The sequence below is a fragment of the Falsihalocynthiibacter sp. S25ZX9 genome, assembly GCF_041205405.1.
In the GTDB taxonomy this organism is placed as follows: domain Bacteria; phylum Pseudomonadota; class Alphaproteobacteria; order Rhodobacterales; family Rhodobacteraceae; genus Falsihalocynthiibacter; species Falsihalocynthiibacter arcticus.
In genome coordinates this window covers 172,525-196,829 of record NZ_JBGFCD010000003.1, presented here as the reverse complement: position 1 = coordinate 196,829, position 24,305 = coordinate 172,525, and the positions used below count along the sequence as shown (strand labels likewise).

Sequence of the window (24,305 nt, the reverse complement as noted above, 5' to 3'; positions counted from 1 at the left end):
ATGACAGTCTTTTTTATCGGGGCAGGCCCCGGCGATCCGGAACTTTTGACCCTAAAAGCCGCGCGTGTGATTGGTGAATGTCCCGTGTGCTTGTATGCGGGTTCGCTGGTGCCGCCACAGGTCGTTGAATGTGCCCCAGAAGGCGCACGCGTTTTGGACACAGCGCCAATGACCTTGGACGACACCCACGCCGAAATCTTGGCGGCCCACAAACGGGGCGAAAACGTCGCGCGGGTTCATTCAGGCGATCCGTCGCTTTACGGGGCGATTGCCGAGCAAATACGGCGATTGAAAGCCGATGGAATCGATTATCAGATCATTCCGGGTGTGCCAGCCTATGCCGCCGCCGCCGCCGCCCTTGGTCAAGAGTTAACTATTCCTGAAATCGCGCAATCCATTGTTTTGACACGGATGTCGATGCAGTCGACCTCTATGCCTGCGGGCGAAACCCTTGATAATTTTGCCCGTACGGGGGCCACTTTGGCGATCCATTTGGCGGTCCGTAATATGCGGGAAATCGAACGGGTTTTGGTGCCGCATTACGGTGAAGACTGTCCTGTGGTAGTGGCATATCGCGTTGGCTGGCCCGACGAGATGATGTTGCGCGGAACTTTGGCGGATATTCGCAAGAAGGTCCGTGCTGCGAAAATTACGCGAACCGCCCTTATTCTCGTTGGTCCAGCCCTTGGAGAAGTGCGCGACTTTAAGGACTCCGCCCTTTATGATCCCACCATGCCGCATGTGCTGCGCCCTGTAACTGGTGTTGATTTGGTCGAAGACATCAACACCTAGGGGAAACAGTTTTGAGGGTTAAGGTTAACTTGACCTACACGTCCTCTGTGGCATGCTTAACGGAAGCGGCGCTGTGTCGTAATTTGATTCTCGGAGTTGTGATGTCTGATTTTCTACCCAAAGAAGTACGCGAAGGCCTTGAACGGGCCCGTATGGCCGCTTTAAGAAAGCGGAGCCGTTTGTGTGTGCACACGGGGCCGGATGTCTTCCCGATTCTTAAGTTTTGGGATCGTGGCTTCTCTTTGGAGGCAAAAAACGCGCCGCATATTCGTGGGTTGGTGGATGTTTTTGATGGAAGTCGGCACCTGTATCAATGTCTGATTGTCGCTTCAGAAACGCATGACGATGAAATCCATTTTGATTTTAAGCGCGCCACCGTCGCCGCAGATCGGGCCGCGCTCGATTTTGCTGTCTCGGATAACGCCCCCGTCGCCTTGATCGGTCACGCTAGATAGCATTGGGGAGGGCGCAACCTTACTTGCCACGCCCGTCCAACCTATTGCAAATCCCCAAAGGCCGCTTGCATCCGCGATACAGCTTCTTGAACGCGGGATCGCTGCGTTCCGATGTTGAACCGCAGGTGAACCTCTCCACCTGTACCAAATGTGGGCCCCTGATTTGTGGCAATGCGGGCAACTTTTGCCACCCTCTCCGAAATTTCGCTCATCGACATTCCCGTACCAGAAAAATCGACCCAAGCCAGATATGTCGCTTCGAGGTGCATTGATTTTAGGCCCGGAATCGTATTGATGCCTTCGTCGAAAATACGTTTATTTTCAGCAATGTAGGCCACAAGTGAATCCACCCATTCGGCCCCTTCTGGTGAATAGGCGGCCGTTGTCGCGACAAGGCCAAAACTATTTGGCGACAGACCGAGCGCGCTCATTCTTGCGGCAAACTTCTGATGCAAATCTGGGTCTTCGATAATTGCGTTTCCCGTGTAGGCCCCAGCGATATTGAAGGTTTTTGACGGGGCAGTCAGCATCACAAGACGATCCGTTACCCCCTTAATCAGCGGCATTGCCGTGTGTTTTGCTCCGTCAAAAACCACATCATGGTGAATTTCATCACAGACAAGCGTAAGATCGTGCCGGATAGCAAATGCGACCACGGCTTCCAACTCGCCACGCGTCCAGACACGCCCCCCGGGATTGTGCGGCGAACAGAGGATCAACATGGTTTCTTTGCCAGTCATTTTGGCGTCATGGGCCGCAAAATCCATTTCATAGCGACCGTTATTGTCCACCAATGGACATTCAACCACTTTGCGGCCCGATGCGGAAATGATCCGTGCAAAAGCATGGTAAACGGGGGTGAAAATTACCACACCGTCGTCTGGAGCTGTGTAAGCTTCCAAACAAATACCAACTGCGTTCACGAGGCCATGGGTTGTAAAAATAGCTTTGGGATCAAAACTCCAGCCATGGCGGTTTTTCATCCACCAACAAATTGCCGCTCGATAGTCAGTTTCATCCGAGAAATAGCCAAAAACGCCATGGTCAATCATTCCCTGAAGCGCGTCGCCGACACATTTTGGGGGTCGAAAATCGGTATCGGCGACCCACATTGACAAACCGTCCTCTGGCGACACGCCGTATATCTTTTCCATGCCATCCCATTTTGAGGAATGGGTGCCGCGTCGATCGATTATGGTGTCAAATTTCATTTTGGTTCCTTGACGTTTCCAGTTTTTTGCAAAGCTATCGAAATGAAAGGCAGTTGCAAGGGGGTAGAAAGATTGCAACGGCGCGCATCATGCCCTAAATGACAAATATGAGCATACGCCCAATCCTTATTCATCCCGATCCGCGCCTCAAAAAGACTGCTGAGGCCATCGAAACCGTCACGCCAGCGTTGAAATCCCTCGCGGAAGATATGCTTGAAACGATGTATAACGCGCCCGGTATTGGCCTTGCCGCGCCGCAAATCGGCATTTTAAAACGGTTGATCGTTTTGGATTGCGTGAAGGAAGACGGCGCAGACCCCGAGCCTATGATCATGTTCAACCCAGAAGTGGTGTGGAAATCAGAGGCGCTCAACACCTATGAAGAAGGTTGCCTTTCGATTCCTGAGCAGTTTGGCGATGTGGAACGCTCCGCCGAAGTTGGCGTGAAATGGATCGATGCCGAAGGGGCCGCACGTGAGGCGAAATTTGATGCGCTTTGGGCGACATGTGTGCAACATGAAATTGATCATTTGAATGGTACATTGTTCATTGATTACCTCAAGCCGTTACGCCGCCAAATGATCACGCGTCGGATGCAGAAACTTAAACGAGAGAGGGCACGCGAATGAGTGTGCGCCCGTTCGTTGCGTGGCCCGATAAACGCCTGCGCACCGTTGCCCAACCGGTGGCCGAAATTACCGATGCCACCCGTGCCATTTGGGCAGATATGGTTGAGACAATGGAAGCGATGCCTGGTTTGGGGCTTGCTGCCGTTCAGATCGGCGTGTTGCAACGCCTTGCCGTTGTGGATTGCTCTCAGGAACGGGGGCAGGTTGTTTTGCTCGCTAATCCCGAGGTTTTGCATGCCAGTGGCAAGATGCGCGACCACGAAGAAGCCAGCCCAAATTTACCCGGCGTTTCGGCGACGATCACCAGACCACGCGCTGTTACGGTACGGTTTTTGAATTCCGAAGGCCTTGAACAAGAGCGCGATTTCGTGGGCGTCTGGGCAACTTCGGTTCAGCATCAAATCGACCATCTGAATGGTAGAATGTATTTTGACCACCTGTCAAAAATGAAACGAGACATGCTGCTGCGCAAGGCCAAAAAACTGCAAGGCTAGCGAGAGGACACTGCTATGCGCGTTATTTTTATGGGGACACCGGAATTTTCGGTTCCCGTCCTTGAGGCTTTGGTTGCTGCGGGCCACGAGATCGCCGCAGTGTATTGCCAGCCGCCGCGCCCTGCGGGACGTGGTAAAAAAGACCGTCCTAGCCCCGTGCAACAAAAAGCGGAAGCCCTTGGCCTTGAGGTGCGCACGCCTGTTTCCCTCAAAACGCCCGAAGCCCAAGAGGACTTTGCGGCGCTTGGGGCGGATATCGCCGTTGTGGTTGCCTATGGTCTAATCCTACCGCAAGCCATTTTGGATGCGCCGAAAAAGGGATGCCTTAATATTCACGCGTCGCTTTTACCCCGTTGGCGCGGGGCGGCACCAATCCATCGGGCGATTATGGCGGGTGATCCAGAGACGGGTATTTGCATCATGCAGATGGACGCGGGTCTTGATACCGGCGCTGTTTTGTTGCGCGAAGCGACGGCCATTGGTGTCGAGGAAACGACCGTGCAATTGCATGACCGTCTTTGCGAAATAGGCGCGCGCCTGATTGTGACCGCACTCGAAAAATTGCCAAAACTTGAAGCCGTTGCGCAATCTGATATTGGCGTAACCTATGCCTCGAAAATCGACAAATCCGAAGCGCGGATTGACTGGGGCCAAAGCGCCGAAGAGGTTGACCGTAAAATCCGTGGTTTGTCGCCCTTTCCGGGAGCATGGTGCGACGTGAGCGGCGAGCGCCTCAAGCTTTTAGCATCTCGTACGAAAGTGGGTGCGGCCCCTGCTGGAACAGTTTTGGACGGTATGACAATTGCCTGTGCGACGGGGGCGGTTGAAATCCTTTTGGCGCAGAGACAGGGTAAAAAACCCATGTCTCCAGCCGATATTTTGCGCGGCCTTACCCTGCCAGAAGTGCTGATCTAGGCCCGAAAATCTAGCGCTTTTTCTTGAAAGGTTCCATGCCTTGGCGGGCAAGTTCGTCGGCGCGTTCGTTTTCTGGGTGGCCCGCGTGGCCTTTAACCCATTGCCACGAAACGTCGTGACGGGCGTTTGCCGCGTCTAAACGCTTCCAAAGGTCTTCGTTTTTTACGGGTTTTTTGGCCGCAGTTTTCCAGCCGTTTTTCTTCCAGCCAAAGATCCATTTCGTGAGGCCATCTTTGACATAATTGCTGTCGGTCACGAGGGTAAGCTTTGACGGACGCTCCAGCGCTTCGAGGGCGCTAATAGCTGCCATAAGTTCCATGCGATTGTTCGTGGTATCGGCGGCCCCGCCACAAAGAGGGCGTTCTTTGACAACGGTTTTGCCTTCGCGGGCAATGAGAATAGCGCCCCAGCCACCCGGCCCTGGATTTCCACTGCAAGCGCCGTCGGTATAAGCATATAGTTCAGACATGGGCGGTTATAAGTATCCAAGGTGCAGTGACGCCATCCAGTCCCACGTCTTGGCCAAAGGCACAGCGCGAGATTTGAAAGCCGACGTTTGTTAAAATGTGGTCGAGTTCTTCTTGGGTATAAAGCGCATAAAACCGGCCAATGCCATCGCGAATTTCTGCTGTTCCGGTTTTCATTCCAAGATGCAGATGCCCTGTGGGTTTTAGGGCGCGGTGGAGGGCCACGAGGTGCCGTGGTAAATCAGCTTTGGAGGCGTGGAGAAGTGAGAAGTTCGCCCAAACGCCGTCGTAAATATCATCGCCGGAAATGTCGTCAAAGGTCGCGAGTTGCGCTTCAACACCATGAAGTGCGCGTGCCTGTGCAATCATGGCAGGGCTTGCGTCGCGGGCGTCGACGTTCAAACCTGCGGCGATCATGCGGGCCGATGCGCGCCCTGAGCCACATCCCAAATCCAAAACGGTTGCGCCCATTGGCAGTCGCGCAATGAACGCGTCTAGGGCGGGGAAGGGCGCGTCAGTTTCCACCATTTTGGCGTAGTCGCTGGCACGGGCTTCATAGACGGCGAGGGTTTCTTTGTCGACGCTCACACGGCCTCGCGCAACACGCGGGGGACCTTAAATTCAACGTTTTCTTCGGCGGTCTCAACGAATTTTACGGTGACGTCATAGCGGGTTTTGAAGGCGTCGATGACCTCATTGACCAGAATTTCCGGCGCACTCGCACCCGCCGTCACGCCGACCGACTTGATGCCCTCAAGGGCACGCCAATCGATGTCATGGGCACGCTGAACAAGTTGCGCATAGGAGCAGCCAGCAGCTGCTGCAACCTCTACAAGGCGTTTGGAATTGGAGCTGTTTGGAGCGCCGATTACAAGGATCGCGTCCGAACTTGGTGCCATCGCCTTGACCGCTTCTTGGCGATTGGTCGTGGCGTAGCAGATGTCTTCTTTGTGGGGGGCAATGATGGCGGGGAAGCGCGTTTTGAGGGCTTCTACGATGAGGGCCGTGTCATCGACTGAGAGCGTTGTTTGCGTAATATATGCCAGCTTTTCCACGTCGCGCACAACGAGGTGCGCTACGTCTTCGGGAGTTTCCACAAGGAGCACTTCGCCCTCGGGCAATTGCCCCATTGTACCGACGGTTTCGGGGTGGCCTTTGTGGCCGATCATGACCATTTGCAAGCCGCGTTCGGCATGGCGCTCGGCCTCAATGTGAACTTTGCTCACGAGGGGGCAGGTGGCATCGACAAACAACATGTCGCGGGCTTGGGCGGCGGCAGGTACGGATTTTGCAACGCCATGCGCCGAAAAGATAACGGGACGATCATCGGGACATTCCGCCAGAGTTTCGACAAAGACGGCGCCTTTGGCCCGAAGCTCATCTACAACATATTTGTTGTGAACAATTTCGTGGCGCATATAAACAGGAGCACCCCATTTTTCGAGGGCCATTTCGACGATTTTGATCGCACGTACAACCCCCGCACAGAATCCGCGCGGTGCGGCAAGATAAAGGGTAAGGGGAGGTTTTTGCATGGGTGCCTCATTGGTTGATGTCCCAGAGGTATGCGTTCGTGCGTTATTGGTAAAGAGGCGCGTGGGTAAAAAGCATCAGCTTGAAACGAAAACCGGGGCCCAATGGATCCCGGTTCAGTTTATTCTTGCTCTGCCATCATCGTCGGAGCCGCATCTTCTTCAGAGTTGGGCTCACGAGGTGGGCGCCCAACCACATCCTTAAGCTCATCAAGTTCGATGAAGTTGTCGGCTTGACGACGCAACTCGTCCGAAATCATCGGAGGTTGGCTGCGGATTGTCGAAACAACCGAAACACGCACGCCTTGACGCTGCAAGCTCTCAACGAGGGGGCGAAAATCACCGTCCCCCGAAAAGAGAACAACATGGTCGACATGTGGTGCAAGTTCCATGGCATCAACAGTGAGTTCGATGTCCATGTTGCCTTTGACTTTCCGGCGCCCCATGGAATCAGTATATTCCTTCGCCGGTTTTGTCACCATCGTGAAGCCGTTGTAATGAAGCCAATCTACGAGCGGACGAATGGGTGAATATTCGTCGTTTTCAAGCAGGGCCGTGTAGTAAAAGGCCCGAAGTAGTTTTCCCCGGCGCATAAATTCTTGACGCAAGAGTCTATAGTCAATGTCAAACCCAAGTGATTTAGCAGCGGCATACAGATTCGAGCCATCAATGAACAACGCCAGTCGTTCGTCTCGATAAAACATAAAATATGTCCTTCCAAAAATACTTTGCTCTGGTTTCCGTGAGTGAGTGATTAGGATATTGTGCGAGCAAAGGTTATGTAAATTTAAGGATTTTAACGAATGCCGCAACCCACAGAGTGTCACAATGCTGAAACAATAGGCATAGTATCCTTGGGTTCGAACGTTATTACGCCGCAATTTCAACCGCTAGAGCGATTGCGGCGCGCCTTGGTTGATTTAGGTGACGTAGGGATAACTCTTAAAAAAACCAGCCAATTTTATCACTCACCGTTTTTTCCCGCGAATCAGGGGGCGGATTTTGTGAATGCAGTTGCCGTGGTCTCGGGGCCACTTATCGCGCGAGAGGTTCTGAGCCGGTTGCACGCTATCGAGGCTAAACATGATCGTACGCGTGAAAGCAGGTGGGCTGACCGCACTTTGGATATTGACCTCATCGCATGGGGAGACGGAATTCAACCTGATGTGGAAACCTTCTCATACTGGCGGGATTTGCCAATGGAGAGGCAAAAAGCACTGACGCCGGACCAACTCATCTTGCCCCATCCACGGCTGCAGGATCGCGCCTTCGTTCTGGTGCCGTTAAACGACGTTTTTCCGACTTGGAAACACCCCGTGACAGGCGAATCAGTCGCCGAGATGCTGAATGCTCTATCAGAAAGCGAAAAATCCGCTATTATTCCCCTTAGAACCTAGGGTTTTCGGGCTTGTCATTGCCGCGTCAAGCTACTAAATAGACCTCTTCTAAACCCCGATTTGCATTGGAGTGCCCATGGCCCGCGTTACGGTTGAAGATTGCGTTGATAAAGTTCCTAACCGCTTTGAGTTGGTGATGCTTGCATCCCATCGCGCACGTGAAATTACGGCTGGGTCTGCGATCACAGTTGATCGCGACAATGACAAAAACCCCGTGGTTGCGCTGCGTGAAATCGCAGATGAGACACAGTCCGCTGAGGATTTGCGCGAACGGATGATCGAGAGCAACCAAACTCAGATCGAAGTCGATGAGCCTGAAGCTGACGATATGGCGTTGTTGATGGGGGCTGAGCCTGCTGACAAACCAGCTGAGGACGATATGTCTGAAGAAAACTTGCTGCGCGCTCTTATGGAAGCGCAAGGGCAGCAATAAGCAAGACGCGAAAGAGGCGGACTGGATGATCGAAGTCGACGACCTGATCCAACTGGTCCGCAACTACAATCCAAACACTGACGAAGCCAAGATCGCCGCGGCCTATGCCTATGGCCGCGAGATGCACGTCGGTCAAATGCGTCAGTCGGGCGAGGAATATTTCACACATCCCGTTTCTGTTGCCGCAATTTTAACCGAGCAACAATTGGATGATGCCACGATCATCACCGCCCTGCTGCATGATACGATCGAAGACACCAAAGCCACCTATTCAGAAATTCAGGAACTGTTCGGAACGGAAGTTGCCGAGCTTGTGGACGGCGTTACCAAGCTGACCAACTTGCAGCTTTCCAGCAGTGAAACCAAACAGTCCGAGAATTTTCGCAAGCTGTTTATGGCGATGTCTAAGGACATGCGCGTCATCCTGATTAAACTCGCAGACCGTCTCCACAATATGCGGACGATCAAGGCGATGCGCGCAGAAAAACAGGCCCAAAAAGCGCGCGAAACCATGGATATTTTTGCCCCCCTCGCAGGCCGCATGGGGATGCAATGGATGCGCGAAGAGTTGGAAGACTTGGCTTTCCGCGTACTCAACCCCGATGCGCGCAATTCGATCATTCGCCGCTTTGTGATGTTGCAGCGTGAAACGGGCGACGTGATCCAAAAAATTACCCATGACATTCGTACGGAGCTTGAGGCGGAGGGAATAGAGGCCGACGTTTATGGTCGAGCGAAAAAACCCTACTCAATCTGGCGAAAAATGGAGGAAAAGGGCATAGGTTTCTCGCGCCTTTCCGACATCTATGGTTTCCGCGTTATTACGCGGCAAGACGCAGATTGTTATCGGGTTTTGGGGGCTATTCACCGACGGTGGCGCGCGGTTCCTGAACGGTTCAAAGATTACATTAGTCAGCCAAAATCAAATGGTTACCGATCGATTCATACCACTGTCTCGGGGCGGGACGCCAAGCGCGTTGAAGTTCAAATTCGCAGTCGCCAAATGCACGATGTTGCCGAAAGCGGCGTCGCGGCGCATTGGTCGTATCGCGATGGTGTGCGCACCGAAAACCCCTTCGCCATCGATCCGGCGAAATGGATTTCCGGCCTTGCCGAGCGGTTTTCCAACGCCGAGGATCACGACGAATTTCTAGAGCATGTGAAGCTCGAAATGTACTCGGATCAGGTCTTTTGTTTTACACCAAAAGGCGCGGTTGAGAAATTACCTCGTGGCGCGACACCGCTTGATTTTGCCTATGCCATCCACACGCGCATTGGCGATAGTTGTGTGGGTGCCAAGGTGGACGGATTACGCGTACCGCTTTGGACACGCCTTAAGAACGGACAATCGGTTGAGATTATAACGGCCGAGGGTCAACGCCCGCAAGCGACTTGGTTGGATATTGCGGTCACTGGACGGGCCCGCGCCGCAATCCGTCGGAGCCTTCGCGTCGAAGATCGGGATCGGTTTATTAAGCTCGGGCGAGAACTTGCCCGCGTTGCGTTTGATCATATTGGCAAGCGCGCCACAGAAAAAACGTTGCAGCGCGCCGCGGTCCAGCTTGGCCTTGCGAATTCTTCAGAACTTCTCGCACGTTTGGGCAGTGCCGAACTTTCCGCAAGTGACGCCGTTTCCATCGTCTTCCCTGAACTAGCGGCTAGTTCGGGTGATGAAATTGACGTGGCGCGCGCCGTTGTCGGCCTGTCCCCTGGGCAAAGTTTTCGCCGCGCGAAATGTTGTCAGCCTGTTCCGGGCGAGCGCATCGTCGGGATCACATATCGTGGCGAAGGTGTTGTTGTGCACGGCATCGACTGTCCGGTGTTGTCCGAATATGAAGAGCAAACTGATCGGTGGGTTGATCTTCATTGGCACTCCGGGCGCCACCCCGCCGTGCATACGGTGACGATAAATATTACCATTACCAACGACGCTGGCGTGCTGGGACGCATGTGCACACTAATTGGAGCGCAAGGTGCAAATATCTCGGATATGCACTTCTCGGACAAGAATTCAGATTTCTTCCGCCTTCTGATAGATATAGATGTGCGGGACGCTGAACACTTGCACATGGTGATGAATGCCTTAGAGGTCGAAGAGAACGTTGCTTCTTTGAAACGTCATCGCGATCCGTCGCGTAAACCGGCCTAGAGCTAAGACAGAGGAACGCAACTTGGTTTTTAAACGCCGTGATAGACGCCCCATATGGCAGGCCGTCGCGGATTTCTTTTATCCCAAGGGCGGCTGGTCGCGCGCGTTTCGCTACGTTCGGCATCGGCTTCACAGGCTACCCGACCCCCCGCATAAAATTGCGCGCGGGTTGTTCGCAGGTGTTCTCACAAGCTTTACCCCATTGTTTGGCATGCATTTTCTGATTGCTGTTATTTTGGCCAAACTTATGCGCGGTAATATTATGGCCGCGCTTCTGGGCACGTTTTTCGGCAATCCCCTCACCTTTCCAATTATCGCACCGCTCTGCATTCAGCTTGGCAAATGGATGTTGGGTCACCCGTTTCGCCAGCCCGATCAAGCGGATCTTTTGGCGAGGTTTTCGGCAGTAGGCCGAGAAATTAAAACGAATATTTGGGCAATTTTTACCGATGCAGAGCCGCATTGGTCCAGTATTGATGGGTTTTACCACTCCTTGTTCCTACCGTATTTGATTGGTGGTATTATCCCAGGGATCATCTCTGGTGTGGTTGTGTACTACCTTTCGGTGCCCTTGATCGCGGTCTATCAAAAGCGTCGGCGCGGACGGCTTAAGAAAAAACTTGATGAGTTGCGCAAGAAGGCGGCAAAGAAGGCTGACGGCTCGGCTTGATCTCGTTAACGTGCTGCGTAAATCGGTTTAGGGAATCACGAAATGGCGCAAGTAGAGAAACTTAGATTAGGTATAAATATCGACCACGTCGCGACGGTGCGTAATGCTCGCGGCGGGGACACACCCGATCCCGTACGCGCCGCAGTTTTGGCACAGCAAGCGGGTGCCGACGGTATCACAGCGCATTTGCGCGAAGATCGCCGCCATATTGGCGATGCCGATATTGACGGGTTGATGGAAGCACTCTCGATTCCGCTGAATTTTGAAATGGCCGCGACGAAAGAAATGCAAGATATCGCGCTTCGTCACAAACCGCATGCCGTTTGTATCGTGCCGGAAAAACGCGAAGAACGCACGACTGAGGGGGGGCTCGAAGTTGCCCGCGAGGAAAATGCACTGGCGCATTTTATAGCTCCTTTGCGGGATGCGGGCTGTCGCGTTTCTATCTTTATCGCCGCAGAGCCACGTCAAATCGAAGCGGCCCACCGCATTGGTGCAGCCGTTATTGAGCTGCACACTGGCGCCTATTGTGATGCCCACGCCGAAGGGCGCTTTGACGCTCGCGATGTTGAACTTGAGCGCTTGCGGGAAATGTCACAGTTTGCCCATTCGCTGGGTCTTGAGGTGCATGCGGGCCACGGGCTGACCTATGAAACCGTCAAACCGATTGCGGCGTTCCCCGAGGTTGTCGAGCTTAATATCGGCCACTTTCTGATTGGCGAAAGCATCTTTCGTGGCCTTACGCCCGCCATGGCAGAAATGCGGCGGTTGATGGATGAGGCAAGAGCTTGAACGATTGCATTGTGGTAAGTGACGGCAAAGTGGTGCCCCTATGATACTGGGGATCGGAAGCGACCTCGCGAATATCGAGCGTATTCAAGGGACTTTGGATCGGTTTGGTGATCGCTTCAAAAATCGCGTTTTTACCGAAGTTGAGCAAAGAAAAGCTGAGCGACGGCGCGATGTTGCTGGCACTTATGCCAAGCGCTGGGCTGCCAAGGAAGCCTGTTCCAAGGCGCTCGGAACGGGGCTTGCTATGGGCATCAGTTGGAAAGATATGGCCGTGAGCAATCTTCGCACTGGTCAACCGGTGATGGAAGTGACCGGTTGGGCCAAAGAGCGGCTCGCGAAAATGACCCCCGCGGGACACACGGCGATCATTCACGTCACCTTAACCGACGATCACCCGTGGGCACAGGCGTTCGTTGTGATCGAAGCACACCCAAATAATGTGTAAACGCGGCTAAAACTTGACACTCAACCGCGCGGGCCGCATGTAGCGCTAAGATATTTTGAACAGAACAGGCACGAAAATGAAAACCATCGAGAAAAAAGAAGACGGCATTCTGGAAACCGTGAAAACCGTTTTTTGGGCGCTGATCATCGCGGGCATTTTTCGGACCTTGTTTTTTCAACCATTTTGGATTCCGTCGGGTTCGATGAAAGACACGCTTTTAATCGGTGACTTCCTATTTGTGAACAAAATGGCGTATGGGTATTCGCGCTATTCCTGCCCCTTTTCTGCCTGTCCGATTACGGGGCGCATTTTGGGGTCTGAACCTGATCGCGGCGATGTGATTGTGTTCCGCCACCCGACATCAGGCGTGGATTACATTAAGCGTCTTATCGGCCTTCCTGGCGACAAGGTTCAAGTGATTGATAGTGTTGTGTTCATCAACGACGAAGAGGCGGTTCAGGTTCCTGATGGCCTATTTGTAGAAAACTATGCGCCACAAGGCTCCGCTGGCAATTTGCCTGCATGTATTACGCGCCCCGGCCCCGACGGCGAGTGTGTGAAAGATAAATTCCTTGAAACGCTTCCCGGCGGTGTGACCCACTCGATCTTGAATTTCACCGATCAACAATTGGATAATACGCAAGCGTCTATTGTACCCGAAGGGCATTATTTCTTTATGGGTGACAACCGCGATAATTCAAGCGACAGCCGCGTTCCGCAGAATGCTGGTGGTGTTGGTATGGTACCGTTTGAAAATCTGGTTGGTCGTGCGGATCGGATTGTTTTCTCGTCGGCAGGGAAATCGTTGTTTGCATTTTGGACATGGCGCGGCGACCGTTTCTTTAAAGCGGTTGAATAACGCGACACTTGTCATGTGTGGTTTAAACTTGGTCTAGAAACTGATAGGCCATCCCATCGCCCGTGGAGCGATTCCAAAAGGCATCTCGTGAGGTTTTAGTAATTTGAAGGACGATCGGTGAAAATAGCCGCAGAATTAAAGGCCTTTTGCGCCCTAATAGAGCATGATTTTGCAGACCCCGCCCTATTGTTGCGGGCTGTGACGCATAGCTCGATGTCCTCAGTTACCCGTGATGATAACCAGCGAGACGAGTTTCTTGGGGACCGTATCTTGGGTTTGGTGATCGCCGAGGCCCTGCTGCAAGCGGATAAAAATGCCAGCGAAGGCGTTCTTGCGCCGCGTTTCAATGCGCTCGTGCGCAAAGAAACCTGCGCCGATGTTGCGCGTGAAATTGGCCTTGGAACCGTTTTGAAGCTTGGCCGTTCAGAGATGATTTCCGGTGGCCGTCGCAAAGAAGCCCTCCTCGCAGATGCCATGGAAGCCTTGATCGCGGCCGTCTATCAGGACGCCGGATTTGAGGTGGGCCGTGCGTTTGTTTTGCGTCACTGGGGCAAACGTATCACAACGGTTGAGGCTGACGCGCGCGATGCAAAAACTTCGCTCCAAGAGTGGGCACAGGCTCGCAAACAGCATCCCCCAAAATATGTCGAGATCGCGCGCTCAGGCCCCGATCACGCCCCGATTTTTACAATAGAAGTTCAGCTTCAAAGCGGCGACGCCTATCGCGCGACCGCTGGATCAAAACGGCAAGCTGAACAAGCCGCTGCCACCGCGCTGCTCATGCAGCTGGAAGGAAAGTCATGACCGAAAAACGCGCCGGATTTGTTGCCCTGATTGGCGAACCAAACGCGGGAAAATCCACACTTCTTAACTTCATGGTTGGGGCCAAAATCTCAATCGTAACGCATAAGGTTCAAACGACCCGAACCCGTATTCGCGGCGTAGCCATCGAAGGCGATAGCCAGATTGTCTTTATCGACACGCCGGGCGTATTTCGCCCCCGTCGCCGTCTGGACCGCGCAATGGTTGCTGCGGCTTGGGGGGGCGCTGCCGATGCCGAGGTTGTGGTGCTGTTGATTGAGGCGAACCGTGGTTTGACCGAGGGCGTCGCCATGATGCTCGAAACCCTCTCTGAATTCGCAGAAGGCCGCCGCATTGCGCTTGCGATCAATAAAATTGACCGCGTTAAGGCCGAAACCCTCCTTGGTTTGGCCGCCGAAATGAACGAAAAATTCCCCTTCACCGAGACGTTCATGATCTCAGCTGAAAAAGGTCACGGGGTTGGCGCGTTACGCAAGTGGCTCGCCGATGAAATGCCTGTTGGCCCGTGGCTTTACCCCGAAGACCAAATTGCCGATCTTCCGTTGCGGATGATCGTCGCCGAAATGACGCGCGAGAAACTGACTCTGCGGATGCATCAGGAATTGCCGTATCAGCTGACGGTTGAAACGGAAAAATGGGAAGACCGCAAAGATGGATCGGTGCGCATTGATCAACTGATTTACGTGATGCGCGACGGCCACAAAGGCATCGTTCTGGGCAATAAAGGCGAGTCGATCAAAGCCATCGGGACCGCCGCCCGCGAAGAGATGGAAGCCTTCCTTGATCGCAAAGTGCATCTGTTTCTTCAGATTAAAGTACGGCCAAATTGGCTTGAAGAATCAGAGCGTTACGATGAAATGGGTCTGTCCTTCAAAGATGGGAACGTATGACACGACTCACGGCAGATTTTTGGGTCGCGGCGTATCTGACGCGGCTTCGACTTAAGGATATTCCAGCGTTTGTTACCTCAAAAGGGGACCTAACCGCTGGGGCCGTACTGGTGAAGCTCAATACCCTCGATGGTCAGGCTGAGGTTTTTCAGAAAAGTTTTGACCTGATGACAGGTGAACGGGCTTGGATTTCCCTCCGCAAGGGGGATGAACCCGGCGTCGATAAAGCGATTAAAAAACAATGCAGTTTTGATCCAGACCTTTGGGTGATCGAAGTCGAGGACCGCGCCGGTCGTCATTTGCTCGACGAACCGGGATTTGCGGACTAGTTTAAGCGCATGGAATGGCGTGACCAAGGCACAGTATTGACGGTTCGTCGGCACGGGGAAACCTCCGCGATTATCGACGTGCTTACGCCGGAGCGTGGGCGCTATACAGGCGTTGTGCGTGGCGGGACGAGCCGCAAGCTTGCACCCATTCTCCAGCCGGGAGCCGAGCTATCTCTGACGTGGCGCGCGCGATTGGAGCAGCATATGGGGGCGTTTACAGTCGAGCCCATTCGGACGCGCGCAGCCCTTGTGATGGACGACCGATTGGCCCTAGCAGGGCTCAACGCGATCACCGCGCTCTTGGCTTTCTGTCTCCCTGAACGAGAGCCGCATAAGCCAATATATTCGACGTCTATATCCCTCTTGGATTTACTGTCCATGACAGACGCGTGGCCGCTTGCCTATCTCAGATGGGAGGCGAATTTACTCGAAGAAATGGGGTTTGGTATGGACTTGCGCCGCTGTGCTGTGACGGGCAGTCGTGACGATCTGATCTATGTTTCGCCTAAATCTGCGCGGGCGGTCAGTCGTGCAGGTGCTGGGGAATGGGCCAGCCGTTTATTGCCATTGCCGCAATGTCTTTTGGGGCAAAGCTCGGTGACGGATGAGGAAATCATGCAAGGTCTAGAAACGACGGGATACTTTCTAAAGAACCGTTTGGCAGTGGCTCTCGGTGATAGGGATTTGCCCGCCGCGCGCCAAAGACTGATCGACCTTTTGAAGCGCTAGTCACCCTTAAAAACCATTTCGCCGCCATCGTCGTTAGTGAGGATCAGTGTGCTGCCAGCGACCTCGGCGATCGTCATTGCCGCAAGTGCTGTGAAGTACGCGCTTTCTTGGTCCATGTCGGCACAGGCCATTTTAGTGCTTCCAAAGTCTTCGAGTGCGAACCACGGATAGGGCGCTGTTTGCGCGCCAAAGTAGGCGTTGCAGGGGGCTTTCCCCGCAATTTCCCCTTCTCCAGGAAAAGTCAGATTCGCCGAGGCTGTAAATGCGACGCCATTTAGGCTTTCTAAAACCCATGTGACGCCAGTGGCGCTGTAGCCGCTGATCGTTTCATCCCCTTGGCAGGAGGATAGTCCGAATAACATTACAAAAACGGCACGTATCATCGCCCAAGATTGCCACCAAACTTAGCTTTCGGCAAGGGCGACAATTGCGGCAAGCAGGCTGGTTAGGGCGGAGCGATCTTGATCGAAATTTCCAGTCGAGAGGGCCTTTAGGCCGATCATGGTTGCATAAATAGCGCGTGGAAAATCAGGATTGGTCAGGTCGAGGTCCGCAAGAATTTCGGCAAGATCGTTGATCCGACTTTGATCGACGCGCGCGAGTGTCTCTTGGGCCATCTGGTCCTCACGGGCCCAGGCGCGCATTGCGAGTGCTGCGTTTGCAAAGAGCGCATTCGGAGCGCTCGCCGATTCCTGAGTATTCGCCAGTGCGAGAAGGCGCTCGGCAGGTGTGCTTGAGTTCTCAGGCTCGGGGTGCTGCGTTGTACTGCGCTCCCAATATTGAAGAAGTGCAGTTTTAAAATCCGCTACATCTTTGAAATGCCAATAGAAAGACCCCTTTGTTGCCCCAATATCGCGTGCAAGGCGTTCTGCACGCAGGGCTTGTGGGCCGCTGGTCGTCAGTGAATGGAGGCCCAGAACGAGCCAATCTTCGATGGTGAGGCGCTTGGGTTTTTCAGCCATAAGTGAGCGTACGATGTCGTATACTACTGCGCAACGACAATCGACAACGTACGCTTGCGTATGGAGTGGAAGCGTCGGGCACCCTTTTGGAAATGCCCGACGGGTGTTCTAGCTTAGATGCCTACGTCAATGATTGCTTTCGCAAGGATCGAGACGGATTCTTCGTTCAGGCCAGCGATGTTCATACGGCTGTCACTGACCATGTAAATGCCGTGTTGATCACGCAGTTTGGCGACCATTTCAGGCGAGGTTCCAAGGCGTGAAAACATGCCGCGATGTTGAGCAAGGAAACCGAAGCGGTCAGAATTGGCAAGTGTTTGCAATTCTAGTGCCAATTGTTTGCGCAGGGACAACATATTCAAACGAACTTCTTCAAGTTCCGCCTGCCAATCTGCACGCAATTCCGGATCAGTCAGAATCATCGTCACCAAACGTGCGCCGTGGTCGGGGGGGAAGCTAAAGTTTTGGCGATTTAGGAACGCCAAGTTGCCCTGTGTGACGGCCGTGTTTTTTGGGTCCTCACTAATGGCCATGAGGATGCCAGTGCGCTCACGGTAAACGCCGAAGTTTTTGGAACAACTTGCAGCAATCAGGCATTCTGGCATTTCAGAGGCCACCATCCGCACGCCAGCAGCGTCGTCTTCGAGACCGTCGCCAAAGCCCTGATAGGCGATGTCGATCATCGGCGTTGCGCCTGTCTCCTGAAGGACGGAAATCACCCCAGCCCATTCAGGGAGGGTCAAATTTGCGCCAGTTGGGTTGTGACAGCAGCCATGCAACAACACGACATCACCGGGTTTTGCGTTGGCCAAATCTTCGGCCATCCCTGCAAAATCAACACCACCAGTTTCGGCATCAAAGTAGCGATATTCCCGCATGGAAAGCCCGACGTATTTGACAATAGAGGGATGGTTTGGCCATGTTGGATTCGAAAGCCAAATTGTCGCGTCTGGGCTCATCATTTTGATGAGTTCCATAGCTTGGCGAATAGCGCCCGTGCCACCTGGCGTAGCAGCCGCTGCGATACGATCCCGAGCAACCGACGTGCCAAGGACGAGGTCAATCATCGCATCGTGAAACGCAGGATCCCCCGCGAGGCCCGTGTAAGACTTCGTGGTTTCGCGTTCCCAGAGTTGCTTTTCAGCGATCTTTACGGCGCGCATAACGGGCGTGTTGCCGCTCGCGTCCTTATAGACGCCGACGCCGAGATCGATTTTGGTGTCGCGCGGATCAGCGCGATACATGCCGACCAGTTCAAGGATTTTGTCTGCGGGTTGTGCGGTTAAGTTGGTGAGCATTCTAGGCCCCTGTTTCAGCTTTGAGATAATCGAACATGCCCCATTCGGCCCAAGAACCGTCATAAAGCGCGTGGTTTCGGTGCCCGATCACTTCGAGCGCCAGAGAGAGAATCGCGGCAGTCACACCAGACCCGCAGGTCGTAATCGCGGGGCGCGAAAGGTCCACACCGGCTGCTTGGAAAACGGCCTTGATCGCGGTGGGATCCTTCATTGTGCCATCGGGTTTTAACAGGGTGGCATAATGCACGTTGCTTGAATTTGGAATATGCCCCGCGCGCAGGCCTTTGCGTGGCTCGGGTGAATCGCCGCGAAAACGGGCGGGACTGCGGGCGTCAATGATCTCGTGGTCCTCAAGTTTGGAGGCCGAGGCAACCTGCGTTACGTCGCGCACGAGGTGGTTTTGTCGTGAGGTTGTCATATGGCGGTCGCGAACAATTGGCGGGCTGTCGTCCACGGGGTGGCCTTGGGAAATCCACTTTGCCAAGCCGCCATCCAGCACGGCGATATCGGTCTTGCCCATCAAGCGGAACAACCACCATATGCGGGCCGCCGAAAACAAGCCTGCTCCGTCGTAAACCACAACTTGATGCCCGTCACCCACGCCCATCGCGCGCATGCGACTCATGAATTTCTCAACGGGGGGCGCCATATGGGGCAAGGCGCTGCGCTGGTCCGAAATCTCTTCGATGTCGAAAAACCGGGCGCCTGGAATATGGGCTTTGTCGTACTCGGCTTTGGGATCGCGCCCCATATCGGGCAGGTACCATGAAGCATCCAGAATGCGCAGGTCAGGGTCGTTCAAATGCTGGGCGAGCCAGTCCGTAGACACGAGCGTTTTGGGATCATTATATGGCATTGGTACCCCTTAATCTTCTACTCTACAGGCTGCGTGATCGGGCCATGTTAGCCGCGGTCTCGCAATATGCGTTGTTGTTGGCGGCCCCAGTCGCGTTTAGCGTCAGAGGCACGTTTGTCGTGATTTTGCTTGCCTTTACCGACGCCGATTTTGATCTTCACATGGCCTTTATGGTTGAAATACATCACCAGTGGAATAAGCGTCATCCCCTTGCGCGATGTTGCCTGCCAGAGGCGCACCAATTCTTTCTTTTTAACCATTAGTTTGCGGCGACGTTTCTCGTCGTGTCCCCAAGTAACGGCCGGTTTGTAGGGCGCGATATAGCTGTTCACGAGCCAGAGTTCGTTATCCTCAACGGCGGCATAGCTTTCGGCGATGTTACTTTGACCAATGCGCAAAGACTTGACTTCAGAGCCTTGCAATATAATGCCGCACTCAATGTCGTCCTCAATCGCGTAATCATACCGCGCGCGGCGGTTTTCAGCGATGATTTTGTAGTTTCTGTCTTCAGCGGTTTCTTTTTTAGCCATGGGAATGATCTAATGTGCGTGGTCTAGGATGTCTAGATGCGCGAGGAAATGTCCCGCCGAAAGAAATCCATCGGCGGGAGAGGGATTTAGGCCAAAATACCAGCGAATTGCATTGCAGCTTTGATTTGCAGCTTTGTGTCGTCCAACAGGCCGGTCAAAGGCGAGCGTACGTCTTCGGTGCATTTGCCCAAAAGCGACAGCGCATATTTTGCACCCACAAGGCCTGGCTCGACAAAGAGCGCGGTGTGAAGCGGCATCAGGCGGTCTTGAAAGGTTAGCGCTTTGGCGAAATCGCCTTGTGCCAGCGCTGCTTGAAATTCCGCACAGAGGCGCGGCGCGACATTGGCCGTCACCGAAATACAGCCAACGGCCCCATGCGCATAATACCCTAGCGCCATAGCGTCTTCGCCCGAAAGCTGAACAAAATCAGCGCCACAGGTTCCGCGATTTTCGGAAATCCGCGACACGTCGCCTGTGCTATCTTTCACGCCGATGATCATGGGCAACTTGCTCAATTCACCCATCGTTTCCGCCGTCATATCCACCACAGAACGACCGGGGATGTTATAGATGACGATCGGCAAACCTTCTTGGGCCGCTGCCGTGAAATGGGCGATCAAGCCACGCTGTGTGGGTTTGTTGTAATAAGGGGTCACAACAAGGGCCGCGTCGGCGCCAACGTTCTTGGCGAATTGCACAAAGCGGGTCATTTCGGTGGTATTGTTGGAGCCAGCGCCCGCAATCACAGGAATACGCCCCGCGCTCGCTTTTACAACGACCTCAATAACCATTTCGTGCTCTTCGTGGCTTAACGTGGGGCTTTCGCCCGTTGTACCCACAGGAACAAGGCCCGTTGAGCCTTCTTCGATGTGCCACTCAACCAAATGTTTGAGCGCGTCGAGATCCAGTTGGCCACCCTTAAGCGGCGTCACCAGAGCGGGAAGGGAACCCTTGAACATGACACGTCTCCTTTTTGATTGAGGGCGCGAGTCGCCCTGATGATCGTGTGTAATCGCGGCGGAACCTAGCCGCCTCACGGGCAATTGCCAAGTTGTGTGTTGCTGATGGATGCGAATCCGTTAAACTTTATCAAAATAGATCCAAAAAGGACGATATCGTGCGGCAAATCCATCGAGTATTTTTTTCTACCCTTCTCACATTAGTTGTAACGTCTCAATCTGTTGCGGCGCAGGCCGACACGGCATTGGCGCAGGCCATGGATTTGGTGCGTTTACAGGATTGGCCCGCGGCCGAATTTGCGGCAAAGCCAGCGGGGGCCACAGCGCAAACAATTGTTGAGTGGCACTACCTCAGGGCGGGCAAAGGGACGTTGGACGAATACGAAGCCTTTTTGCGGGACCACGCGGATTGGCCCGGAATGCCGTACCTAAGCGAAAGGGGCGAAAAAACGCTGTACACCGACACGTCGCCGCAACGGGTTCTGGCGTATTTCAAAACCGATGGTCCGCAAACGGGCACGGGGGCTCTCGCCTATGCTGCGGCCTTGTCCAAAACGGGGGAAACCGCACGCGCCTCTGCAACGATAACCGATGCATGGCGCACAATGCCGCTCACTTCGGCCGAGCAACTCTCGTTTTTAGCAACTTATAGCGACCTGCTGAAACCTTATCATCAAGAGCGCATGGATATGCTTTTGTGGCAGGGGGCATCAAACGAAGCCCAAGCGCTTATGCCCTATGTGAGTGACGGCTGGCAGAAACTGGCAGCTGCTCGGATTGGGTTACGTCAGCAAGTTGACGGGGTGGACGGAATGATTTCTGCCATTCCCGTTGGTTTGGCCAGCGATCCGGGTTTGGCCTATGAGCGCTTTGTTTGGCGCGCCCGCAAAGACCGCTATGACGATGCCCTCGTGCTTTTGAATGAACGCTCTAATTCGGCAGCATCACTGGGACGGCCCGAAGAATGGGCGCGGCGTCGTGCCCTGATTGCGCGGTACGAAATGCGTGCGGGTCGTTATGAGAGTGCCTATACAGCCGCGTCCCGACATCACCTGTCGCAGGGCGATTATTTTGCCGATTTGGAGTGGCTTTCGGGCTATATCGCGCTGCGGTTCCTTAACCGACCTTCCGATGCGCTAAAGCATTTCAAAGCGTTCCAAGCCGGAGTGGATTCCCCGATTAGCCTTGGACGAGCAGGCTATTGGGAGGGGCGTGCCTATGAAGCAATGGGCGACGCGACTCGCGCGCAGGCGGCTTATGTCTTTGGTGGTGGCTTCCAAACCAGTTTTTACGGCCAACTTGCCGCCCAAGAAGCGGGCATGGCGATGGATCCAGCGCTTTTGGGTCAGGAAAAATTCCCCGATTGGAAAACCACAAGCTTTGCCAACTCCAGCGTGTTTGAGGCTGGGCGACTTCTCGATGACGCAGGTGAAAGTCGCATTTCGGCACGGTTTATCTCGCATCTTGCCGAAAGCCTCAATCGCAGCGAACGCGGCTCGCTTGCCGCTTGGGCGATCGAAAACGAAAATCCGTATACTGCGCTTCATGTGGCTAAGCGCGCCGCACAATTTGGCGATACCTTGCACGCGTCCATGTACCCAATGCATCCCGTTGCCACAAAATCACCCCTCGTGGTTTCACCTGAATTGGCGCTCGCTATTTCCCGTCGCGAAAGCGAATTCAATTCACGGGTGGTGTCTGGCGCAGGGGCGCAGGGCCTGATGCAAGTCATGCCCGGAACGGCGGAACTTGTGAGTAGAAAAATCGGGATCGAGTATGAACCGTCCAAAGTTTTGAGTGATTGGGATTATAACGCAACGCTGGGAACCAACTATTTGGCGGGGCTCATTGAGGAGTTTGGCGACAACGTGATCCTTGTTTCTGCGGGGTACAACGCAGGGCCTGGACGCCCCCGCCGCTGGCTTTCTGAACGGGGTGATCCGCGGGCTAACAGTGCGCAAGTTGTCGATTGGATCGAACATATCCAATATGATGAGACGCGGAATTACACCATGCGCGTGTCAGAAGCGCTGTTGCCTTATCGGGCGCAATTGGCGGGAAAATCCCAAAACATACGGCTTATTGAGGATTTAACACAGCGTTAGATTTGCGCCGTTCGCGCCAAAAGGTAAACAGGCCAGCCGCGATAACAACCGAGACCCCGATCGCTACGTTGACGGGCAATGTTTCGCCCAAAAAGAAGATGCCCGCCATCGAAGCAAAGACCAATTGCAGATAGGCAAACGGCTGAACTGCGCTGGCTTCGGCAACCTCATAGGTGCGGATCAAAAGCCAGTGCCCCAAAGCGCCAGAAACGCAGAGCACCGCCATCCAGAAATAATGGGTGGTGGTCATGTTTTGCCAAAACCAAACGCCCACGGCAGATGAGAAAACCATACCAACGGTTCCCGTCCAGAAAAAGCTAGTCGCCGCGGTGTCCTTGCGCCCAGCATAGCGGGTAAGCAGGCTGTAGAGCGCAAAGCCAATGGCGGCGACGAGTGGAACAATGGCCGCAGGCGAGAACACTTTTACGCCGGGTTGAAGGATGATTACGATGCCGACAAATCCAGCCATGATGGCGAAAACACGTGGCCAACCAACTTTTTCACCCAATATAGGCCCCGATAGGGCGGCGATAATCAGCGGGTAACTCGCAAAAATTGCGTGACTTTCCACAAGTCCCAGCAATACGAACGCAAGCACCATGACGTTGATCTGCGCGCTGAGCAGCAGGCCACGGATGATTTGTACAACCGGCTGTTTGGTTTTCGCCACGGCCCGAACGCCACCCGGTTTACGCGCGGCAATTGCCACAACAAAGGCCGCGAAAAACCAATAGCGGATCATCACAACCATCATCACATTATACTCGCTCGCCAAAACACGCGAAATCACGTCTTGGAGGGCAAATACAAAGGTTGTCGCCGTCATCAACATAATGCCAAGGCGGGTGTCTGATCGTTGAATCATGTGAGGGTATCCAGTCTTCCGATGCTCATGTGTCGTTTGCGGGCAAAGCCTTTGACGCGCTCGACGGTGAAGCCCCCCTCGGCCAGCCCTTTGCGAACAAATCCGGCGGCGGTATAGGTTGCAAAGGTTCCGTTGGGATGGGTGTGATCGGCGACGGCCGACATAAGGTTGGCTTCCCAAAGTTCGGGGTTTTTAGCGGGGGAAAACCCGTCCAAAAACCACGCGTCCGCCTTGTGGGGCCACTTGGGGAGGGTCTCTCGCGCATCGCCGATTATAATTTCGGCGTGCAGGTCAGGGAGGTCAATCGTCGTTTTCCCATCGGCCAGTTGCGCCAAAATTGGAGGGGCCACGCGTAGGGCCTCTGGAAAGGCCCGCAAGGCACGCTCCATTTCGGCGGCTGTCATCGGGTAGGCTTCAAAACTTGTGAAGCGCAGGGGCGTGGTCCTGCCCGCTTCGCGCCATGAAAGGAGTGCCGCACAGAGATTAAGGCCCGTACCAAACCCAAGTTCAGCGATTTGAAACCCCTCGCAAAACCGCGCGGGGAGGTCATTTCCGCCTAAAAACACGTGCCGTGTTTCCTCAAGCCCGTTGCCAAGCGAGAAATACGGATCGTCAAAGCGCAACGACACTGGGATTTCATCATCGCGCCATTCCAAATCTGCTTGCTGGTTCTTCATGCACGATTGTCCTAAACACGGGCGAGAAACCGGAGAATGTAGA

General features: G+C 54.1%; 30 protein-coding genes. 17 read left to right on the top strand and 13 right to left on the bottom strand.

Features of this window, described 5'->3' with window-relative positions; translation table 11 throughout:
* Window positions 1-792 carry a precorrin-4 C(11)-methyltransferase gene (gene cobM, locus AB9F29_RS05105; RefSeq protein WP_335583788.1) on the top strand — a complete coding sequence of 264 codons (792 nt, stop codon included), beginning with the start codon at window positions 1-3 and terminating at the stop codon, window positions 790-792.
* 101 nt (window positions 793-893) lie between these two features.
* Complete coding sequence (locus AB9F29_RS05100) at window positions 894-1,247, top strand: hypothetical protein (protein WP_369754822.1); 354 nt, start codon at window positions 894-896, stop codon at window positions 1,245-1,247.
* Window positions 1,248-1,288: 41 nt separating this feature from the next.
* On the opposite strand, the gene AB9F29_RS05095 is transcribed toward AB9F29_RS05100, so the two are convergent.
* The gene (locus AB9F29_RS05095; protein WP_369754821.1) at window positions 1,289-2,458 is read right to left on the bottom strand and encodes a MalY/PatB family protein; all 1,170 of its coding nucleotides are present in this window, start codon (window positions 2,456-2,458) and stop codon (window positions 1,289-1,291) included.
* Window positions 2,459-2,565: 107 nt separating this feature from the next.
* Here AB9F29_RS05095 and def (AB9F29_RS05090) point away from each other — a divergent pair, with 107 nt between their 5' ends.
* From def (AB9F29_RS05090) to fmt, 3 genes are read left to right on the top strand one after another with little or no spacing between them, the layout of a single operon-like run.
* Entirely contained in the window at window positions 2,566-3,087 is a 522-nt protein-coding gene (def, locus tag AB9F29_RS05090; protein ID WP_369754820.1) for a peptide deformylase, read from the top strand.
* Entirely contained in the window at window positions 3,084-3,581 is a 498-nt protein-coding gene (gene def / locus AB9F29_RS05085; protein WP_039001815.1) for a peptide deformylase, read from the top strand. The genes def (AB9F29_RS05090) and def (AB9F29_RS05085) overlap by 4 nt, the downstream gene beginning before the upstream one ends.
* 15 nt (window positions 3,582-3,596) lie before the next feature.
* Window positions 3,597-4,496, top strand: coding sequence for a methionyl-tRNA formyltransferase (gene fmt, locus AB9F29_RS05080; protein WP_369754819.1), 900 nt, complete (start codon window positions 3,597-3,599; stop codon window positions 4,494-4,496).
* Between the two features lie 10 nt (window positions 4,497-4,506).
* Here the strand turns inward: fmt and rnhA are convergent, their stop codons facing one another.
* The 4 genes from rnhA to AB9F29_RS05060 all read right to left on the bottom strand — a co-directional run bounded on the left by rnhA (window position 4,507) and on the right by AB9F29_RS05060 (window position 7,199).
* Window positions 4,507-4,965: a ribonuclease HI gene (rnhA, locus tag AB9F29_RS05075; protein WP_335583782.1), complete on the bottom strand. Its 459-nt coding sequence runs from the start codon at window positions 4,963-4,965 to the stop codon at window positions 4,507-4,509.
* Complete coding sequence (locus tag AB9F29_RS05070; RefSeq protein WP_335583781.1) at window positions 4,958-5,551, bottom strand: class I SAM-dependent methyltransferase; 594 nt, start codon at window positions 5,549-5,551, stop codon at window positions 4,958-4,960. Before AB9F29_RS05070 ends, rnhA begins: the two co-directional genes overlap by 8 nt.
* A complete protein-coding gene (gene ispH / locus AB9F29_RS05065; RefSeq protein WP_369754818.1) occupies window positions 5,548-6,498 on the bottom strand; it encodes a 4-hydroxy-3-methylbut-2-enyl diphosphate reductase in 951 nt (316 codons plus the stop codon). The genes AB9F29_RS05070 and ispH overlap by 4 nt, the downstream gene beginning before the upstream one ends.
* Before the next feature lie 119 nt (window positions 6,499-6,617).
* A complete protein-coding gene (locus AB9F29_RS05060) occupies window positions 6,618-7,199 on the bottom strand; it encodes an NYN domain-containing protein (RefSeq protein WP_039001819.1) in 582 nt (193 codons plus the stop codon).
* Window positions 7,200-7,298: 99 nt separating this feature from the next.
* On the opposite strand from AB9F29_RS05060, the gene folK reads away from it, so the two are divergent.
* The 11 genes from folK (at window position 7,299) to recO (ending at window position 16,010) form a co-directional block, all read left to right on the top strand.
* Window positions 7,299-7,892 carry a 2-amino-4-hydroxy-6-hydroxymethyldihydropteridine diphosphokinase gene (folK, locus tag AB9F29_RS05055; protein ID WP_335583779.1) on the top strand — a complete coding sequence of 198 codons (594 nt, stop codon included), beginning with the start codon at window positions 7,299-7,301 and terminating at the stop codon, window positions 7,890-7,892.
* A 76-nt stretch (window positions 7,893-7,968) separates the two neighbouring features.
* Window positions 7,969-8,325, top strand: a complete 357-nt coding sequence (gene rpoZ, locus AB9F29_RS05050) for a DNA-directed RNA polymerase subunit omega (protein ID WP_039001820.1) — start codon at window positions 7,969-7,971, stop codon at window positions 8,323-8,325.
* A 25-nt stretch (window positions 8,326-8,350) separates the two neighbouring features.
* Window positions 8,351-10,474: a bifunctional (p)ppGpp synthetase/guanosine-3',5'-bis(diphosphate) 3'-pyrophosphohydrolase gene (locus tag AB9F29_RS05045; protein WP_335583778.1), complete on the top strand. Its 2,124-nt coding sequence runs from the start codon at window positions 8,351-8,353 to the stop codon at window positions 10,472-10,474.
* A 22-nt stretch (window positions 10,475-10,496) separates the two neighbouring features.
* The gene (locus AB9F29_RS05040) at window positions 10,497-11,144 is read left to right on the top strand and encodes a DUF2062 domain-containing protein (protein WP_039001822.1); all 648 of its coding nucleotides are present in this window, start codon (window positions 10,497-10,499) and stop codon (window positions 11,142-11,144) included.
* Window positions 11,145-11,186: 42 nt separating this feature from the next.
* Window positions 11,187-11,936: a pyridoxine 5'-phosphate synthase gene (locus tag AB9F29_RS05035; protein ID WP_369754817.1), complete on the top strand. Its 750-nt coding sequence runs from the start codon at window positions 11,187-11,189 to the stop codon at window positions 11,934-11,936.
* A 40-nt stretch (window positions 11,937-11,976) separates the two neighbouring features.
* Complete coding sequence (acpS, locus tag AB9F29_RS05030) at window positions 11,977-12,381, top strand: holo-ACP synthase (protein WP_369754816.1); 405 nt, start codon at window positions 11,977-11,979, stop codon at window positions 12,379-12,381.
* Window positions 12,382-12,457: 76 nt separating this feature from the next.
* Window positions 12,458-13,240 (top strand): signal peptidase I, encoded by a 783-nt coding sequence (gene lepB, locus AB9F29_RS05025; RefSeq protein ID WP_039001825.1) that lies wholly within the window; start codon window positions 12,458-12,460, stop codon window positions 13,238-13,240.
* Between the two features lie 117 nt (window positions 13,241-13,357).
* Entirely contained in the window at window positions 13,358-14,044 is a 687-nt protein-coding gene (gene rnc, locus AB9F29_RS05020; protein WP_369754815.1) for a ribonuclease III, read from the top strand.
* On the top strand, window positions 14,041-14,952 hold the full coding sequence (era, locus tag AB9F29_RS05015) for a GTPase Era (protein WP_039001827.1): 912 nt from the start codon (window positions 14,041-14,043) through the stop codon (window positions 14,950-14,952). Before rnc ends, era begins: the two co-directional genes overlap by 4 nt.
* A complete protein-coding gene (locus AB9F29_RS05010; RefSeq protein ID WP_369754814.1) occupies window positions 14,949-15,281 on the top strand; it encodes a DUF1491 family protein in 333 nt (110 codons plus the stop codon). Before era ends, AB9F29_RS05010 begins: the two co-directional genes overlap by 4 nt.
* 9 nt (window positions 15,282-15,290) lie before the next feature.
* Entirely contained in the window at window positions 15,291-16,010 is a 720-nt protein-coding gene (recO, locus tag AB9F29_RS05005) for a DNA repair protein RecO (RefSeq protein ID WP_369754813.1), read from the top strand.
* Here recO and AB9F29_RS05000 read toward each other — a convergent pair.
* The 6 genes from AB9F29_RS05000 to dapA form a co-directional block, all read right to left on the bottom strand.
* Window positions 16,007-16,372, bottom strand: coding sequence for an META domain-containing protein (locus tag AB9F29_RS05000; protein WP_369754812.1), 366 nt, complete (start codon window positions 16,370-16,372; stop codon window positions 16,007-16,009). The two genes, recO and AB9F29_RS05000, sit on opposite strands and share 4 nt — an antisense overlap.
* Before the next feature lie 42 nt (window positions 16,373-16,414).
* On the bottom strand, window positions 16,415-16,972 hold the full coding sequence (locus AB9F29_RS04995; RefSeq protein ID WP_369754811.1) for a TetR/AcrR family transcriptional regulator: 558 nt from the start codon (window positions 16,970-16,972) through the stop codon (window positions 16,415-16,417).
* Between the two features lie 113 nt (window positions 16,973-17,085).
* Window positions 17,086-18,270 carry an aromatic amino acid transaminase gene (locus tag AB9F29_RS04990; protein ID WP_369754810.1) on the bottom strand — a complete coding sequence of 395 codons (1,185 nt, stop codon included), beginning with the start codon at window positions 18,268-18,270 and terminating at the stop codon, window positions 17,086-17,088.
* Between the two features lies 1 nt (window position 18,271).
* Window positions 18,272-19,126, bottom strand: coding sequence for a 3-mercaptopyruvate sulfurtransferase (gene sseA / locus AB9F29_RS04985; RefSeq protein ID WP_369754809.1), 855 nt, complete (start codon window positions 19,124-19,126; stop codon window positions 18,272-18,274).
* Window positions 19,127-19,173: 47 nt separating this feature from the next.
* Entirely contained in the window at window positions 19,174-19,656 is a 483-nt protein-coding gene (gene smpB / locus AB9F29_RS04980; protein ID WP_335583769.1) for an SsrA-binding protein SmpB, read from the bottom strand.
* Window positions 19,657-19,742: 86 nt separating this feature from the next.
* Window positions 19,743-20,615 (bottom strand): 4-hydroxy-tetrahydrodipicolinate synthase, encoded by an 873-nt coding sequence (gene dapA / locus AB9F29_RS04975; protein WP_335583768.1) that lies wholly within the window; start codon window positions 20,613-20,615, stop codon window positions 19,743-19,745.
* Window positions 20,616-20,773: 158 nt separating this feature from the next.
* Between dapA and AB9F29_RS04970 the strand changes: the two genes are divergently transcribed.
* Entirely contained in the window at window positions 20,774-22,720 is a 1,947-nt protein-coding gene (locus AB9F29_RS04970) for a transglycosylase SLT domain-containing protein (RefSeq protein WP_369754808.1), read from the top strand.
* Here the strand turns inward: AB9F29_RS04970 and AB9F29_RS04965 are convergent.
* Together AB9F29_RS04965 and mnmD are read right to left on the bottom strand one after the other, a co-directional pair.
* Window positions 22,695-23,585, bottom strand: a complete 891-nt coding sequence (locus AB9F29_RS04965; protein ID WP_369754807.1) for a DMT family transporter — start codon at window positions 23,583-23,585, stop codon at window positions 22,695-22,697. The two genes, AB9F29_RS04970 and AB9F29_RS04965, sit on opposite strands and share 26 nt — an antisense overlap.
* Entirely contained in the window at window positions 23,582-24,262 is a 681-nt protein-coding gene (mnmD, locus tag AB9F29_RS04960; RefSeq protein WP_369754806.1) for a tRNA (5-methylaminomethyl-2-thiouridine)(34)-methyltransferase MnmD, read from the bottom strand. The genes AB9F29_RS04965 and mnmD overlap by 4 nt, the downstream gene beginning before the upstream one ends.
* Window positions 24,263-24,305: the final 43 nt, after the last annotated feature.

Coding starts and splice junctions, on each gene's coding strand:
- AB9F29_RS05045 (WP_335583778.1), top strand. CDS start 8,351: ATGATCGAAGTCGACGACCTGATCCAACTGGTCCGCAACTACAATCCA.
- rpoZ (WP_039001820.1), top strand. CDS start 7,969: ATGGCCCGCGTTACGGTTGAAGATTGCGTTGATAAAGTTCCTAACCGC.
- AB9F29_RS04990 (WP_369754810.1), bottom strand. CDS start 18,270: ATGCTCACCAACTTAACCGCACAACCCGCAGACAAAATCCTTGAACTG.
- lepB (WP_039001825.1), top strand. CDS start 12,458: ATGAAAACCATCGAGAAAAAAGAAGACGGCATTCTGGAAACCGTGAAA.
- smpB (WP_335583769.1), bottom strand. CDS start 19,656: ATGGCTAAAAAAGAAACCGCTGAAGACAGAAACTACAAAATCATCGCT.
- sseA (WP_369754809.1), bottom strand. CDS start 19,126: ATGCCATATAATGATCCCAAAACGCTCGTGTCTACGGACTGGCTCGCC.
- def (WP_039001815.1), top strand. CDS start 3,084: ATGAGTGTGCGCCCGTTCGTTGCGTGGCCCGATAAACGCCTGCGCACC.
- AB9F29_RS05060 (WP_039001819.1), bottom strand. CDS start 7,199: ATGTTTTATCGAGACGAACGACTGGCGTTGTTCATTGATGGCTCGAAT.
- fmt (WP_369754819.1), top strand. CDS start 3,597: ATGCGCGTTATTTTTATGGGGACACCGGAATTTTCGGTTCCCGTCCTT.
- AB9F29_RS04995 (WP_369754811.1), bottom strand. CDS start 16,972: ATGGCTGAAAAACCCAAGCGCCTCACCATCGAAGATTGGCTCGTTCTG.
- AB9F29_RS05000 (WP_369754812.1), bottom strand. CDS start 16,372: ATGTTATTCGGACTATCCTCCTGCCAAGGGGATGAAACGATCAGCGGC.
- AB9F29_RS05100 (WP_369754822.1), top strand. CDS start 894: ATGTCTGATTTTCTACCCAAAGAAGTACGCGAAGGCCTTGAACGGGCC.
- dapA (WP_335583768.1), bottom strand. CDS start 20,615: ATGTTCAAGGGTTCCCTTCCCGCTCTGGTGACGCCGCTTAAGGGTGGC.
- era (WP_039001827.1), top strand. CDS start 14,041: ATGACCGAAAAACGCGCCGGATTTGTTGCCCTGATTGGCGAACCAAAC.
- def (WP_369754820.1), top strand. CDS start 2,566: ATGAGCATACGCCCAATCCTTATTCATCCCGATCCGCGCCTCAAAAAG.
- mnmD (WP_369754806.1), bottom strand. CDS start 24,262: ATGAAGAACCAGCAAGCAGATTTGGAATGGCGCGATGATGAAATCCCA.
- recO (WP_369754813.1), top strand. CDS start 15,291: ATGGAATGGCGTGACCAAGGCACAGTATTGACGGTTCGTCGGCACGGG.
- AB9F29_RS05035 (WP_369754817.1), top strand. CDS start 11,187: ATGGCGCAAGTAGAGAAACTTAGATTAGGTATAAATATCGACCACGTC.
- cobM (WP_335583788.1), top strand. CDS start 1: ATGACAGTCTTTTTTATCGGGGCAGGCCCCGGCGATCCGGAACTTTTG.
- AB9F29_RS05095 (WP_369754821.1), bottom strand. CDS start 2,458: ATGAAATTTGACACCATAATCGATCGACGCGGCACCCATTCCTCAAAA.
- acpS (WP_369754816.1), top strand. CDS start 11,977: ATGATACTGGGGATCGGAAGCGACCTCGCGAATATCGAGCGTATTCAA.
- AB9F29_RS05010 (WP_369754814.1), top strand. CDS start 14,949: ATGACACGACTCACGGCAGATTTTTGGGTCGCGGCGTATCTGACGCGG.
- rnhA (WP_335583782.1), bottom strand. CDS start 4,965: ATGTCTGAACTATATGCTTATACCGACGGCGCTTGCAGTGGAAATCCA.
- AB9F29_RS04965 (WP_369754807.1), bottom strand. CDS start 23,585: ATGATTCAACGATCAGACACCCGCCTTGGCATTATGTTGATGACGGCG.
- ispH (WP_369754818.1), bottom strand. CDS start 6,498: ATGCAAAAACCTCCCCTTACCCTTTATCTTGCCGCACCGCGCGGATTC.
- folK (WP_335583779.1), top strand. CDS start 7,299: ATGCCGCAACCCACAGAGTGTCACAATGCTGAAACAATAGGCATAGTA.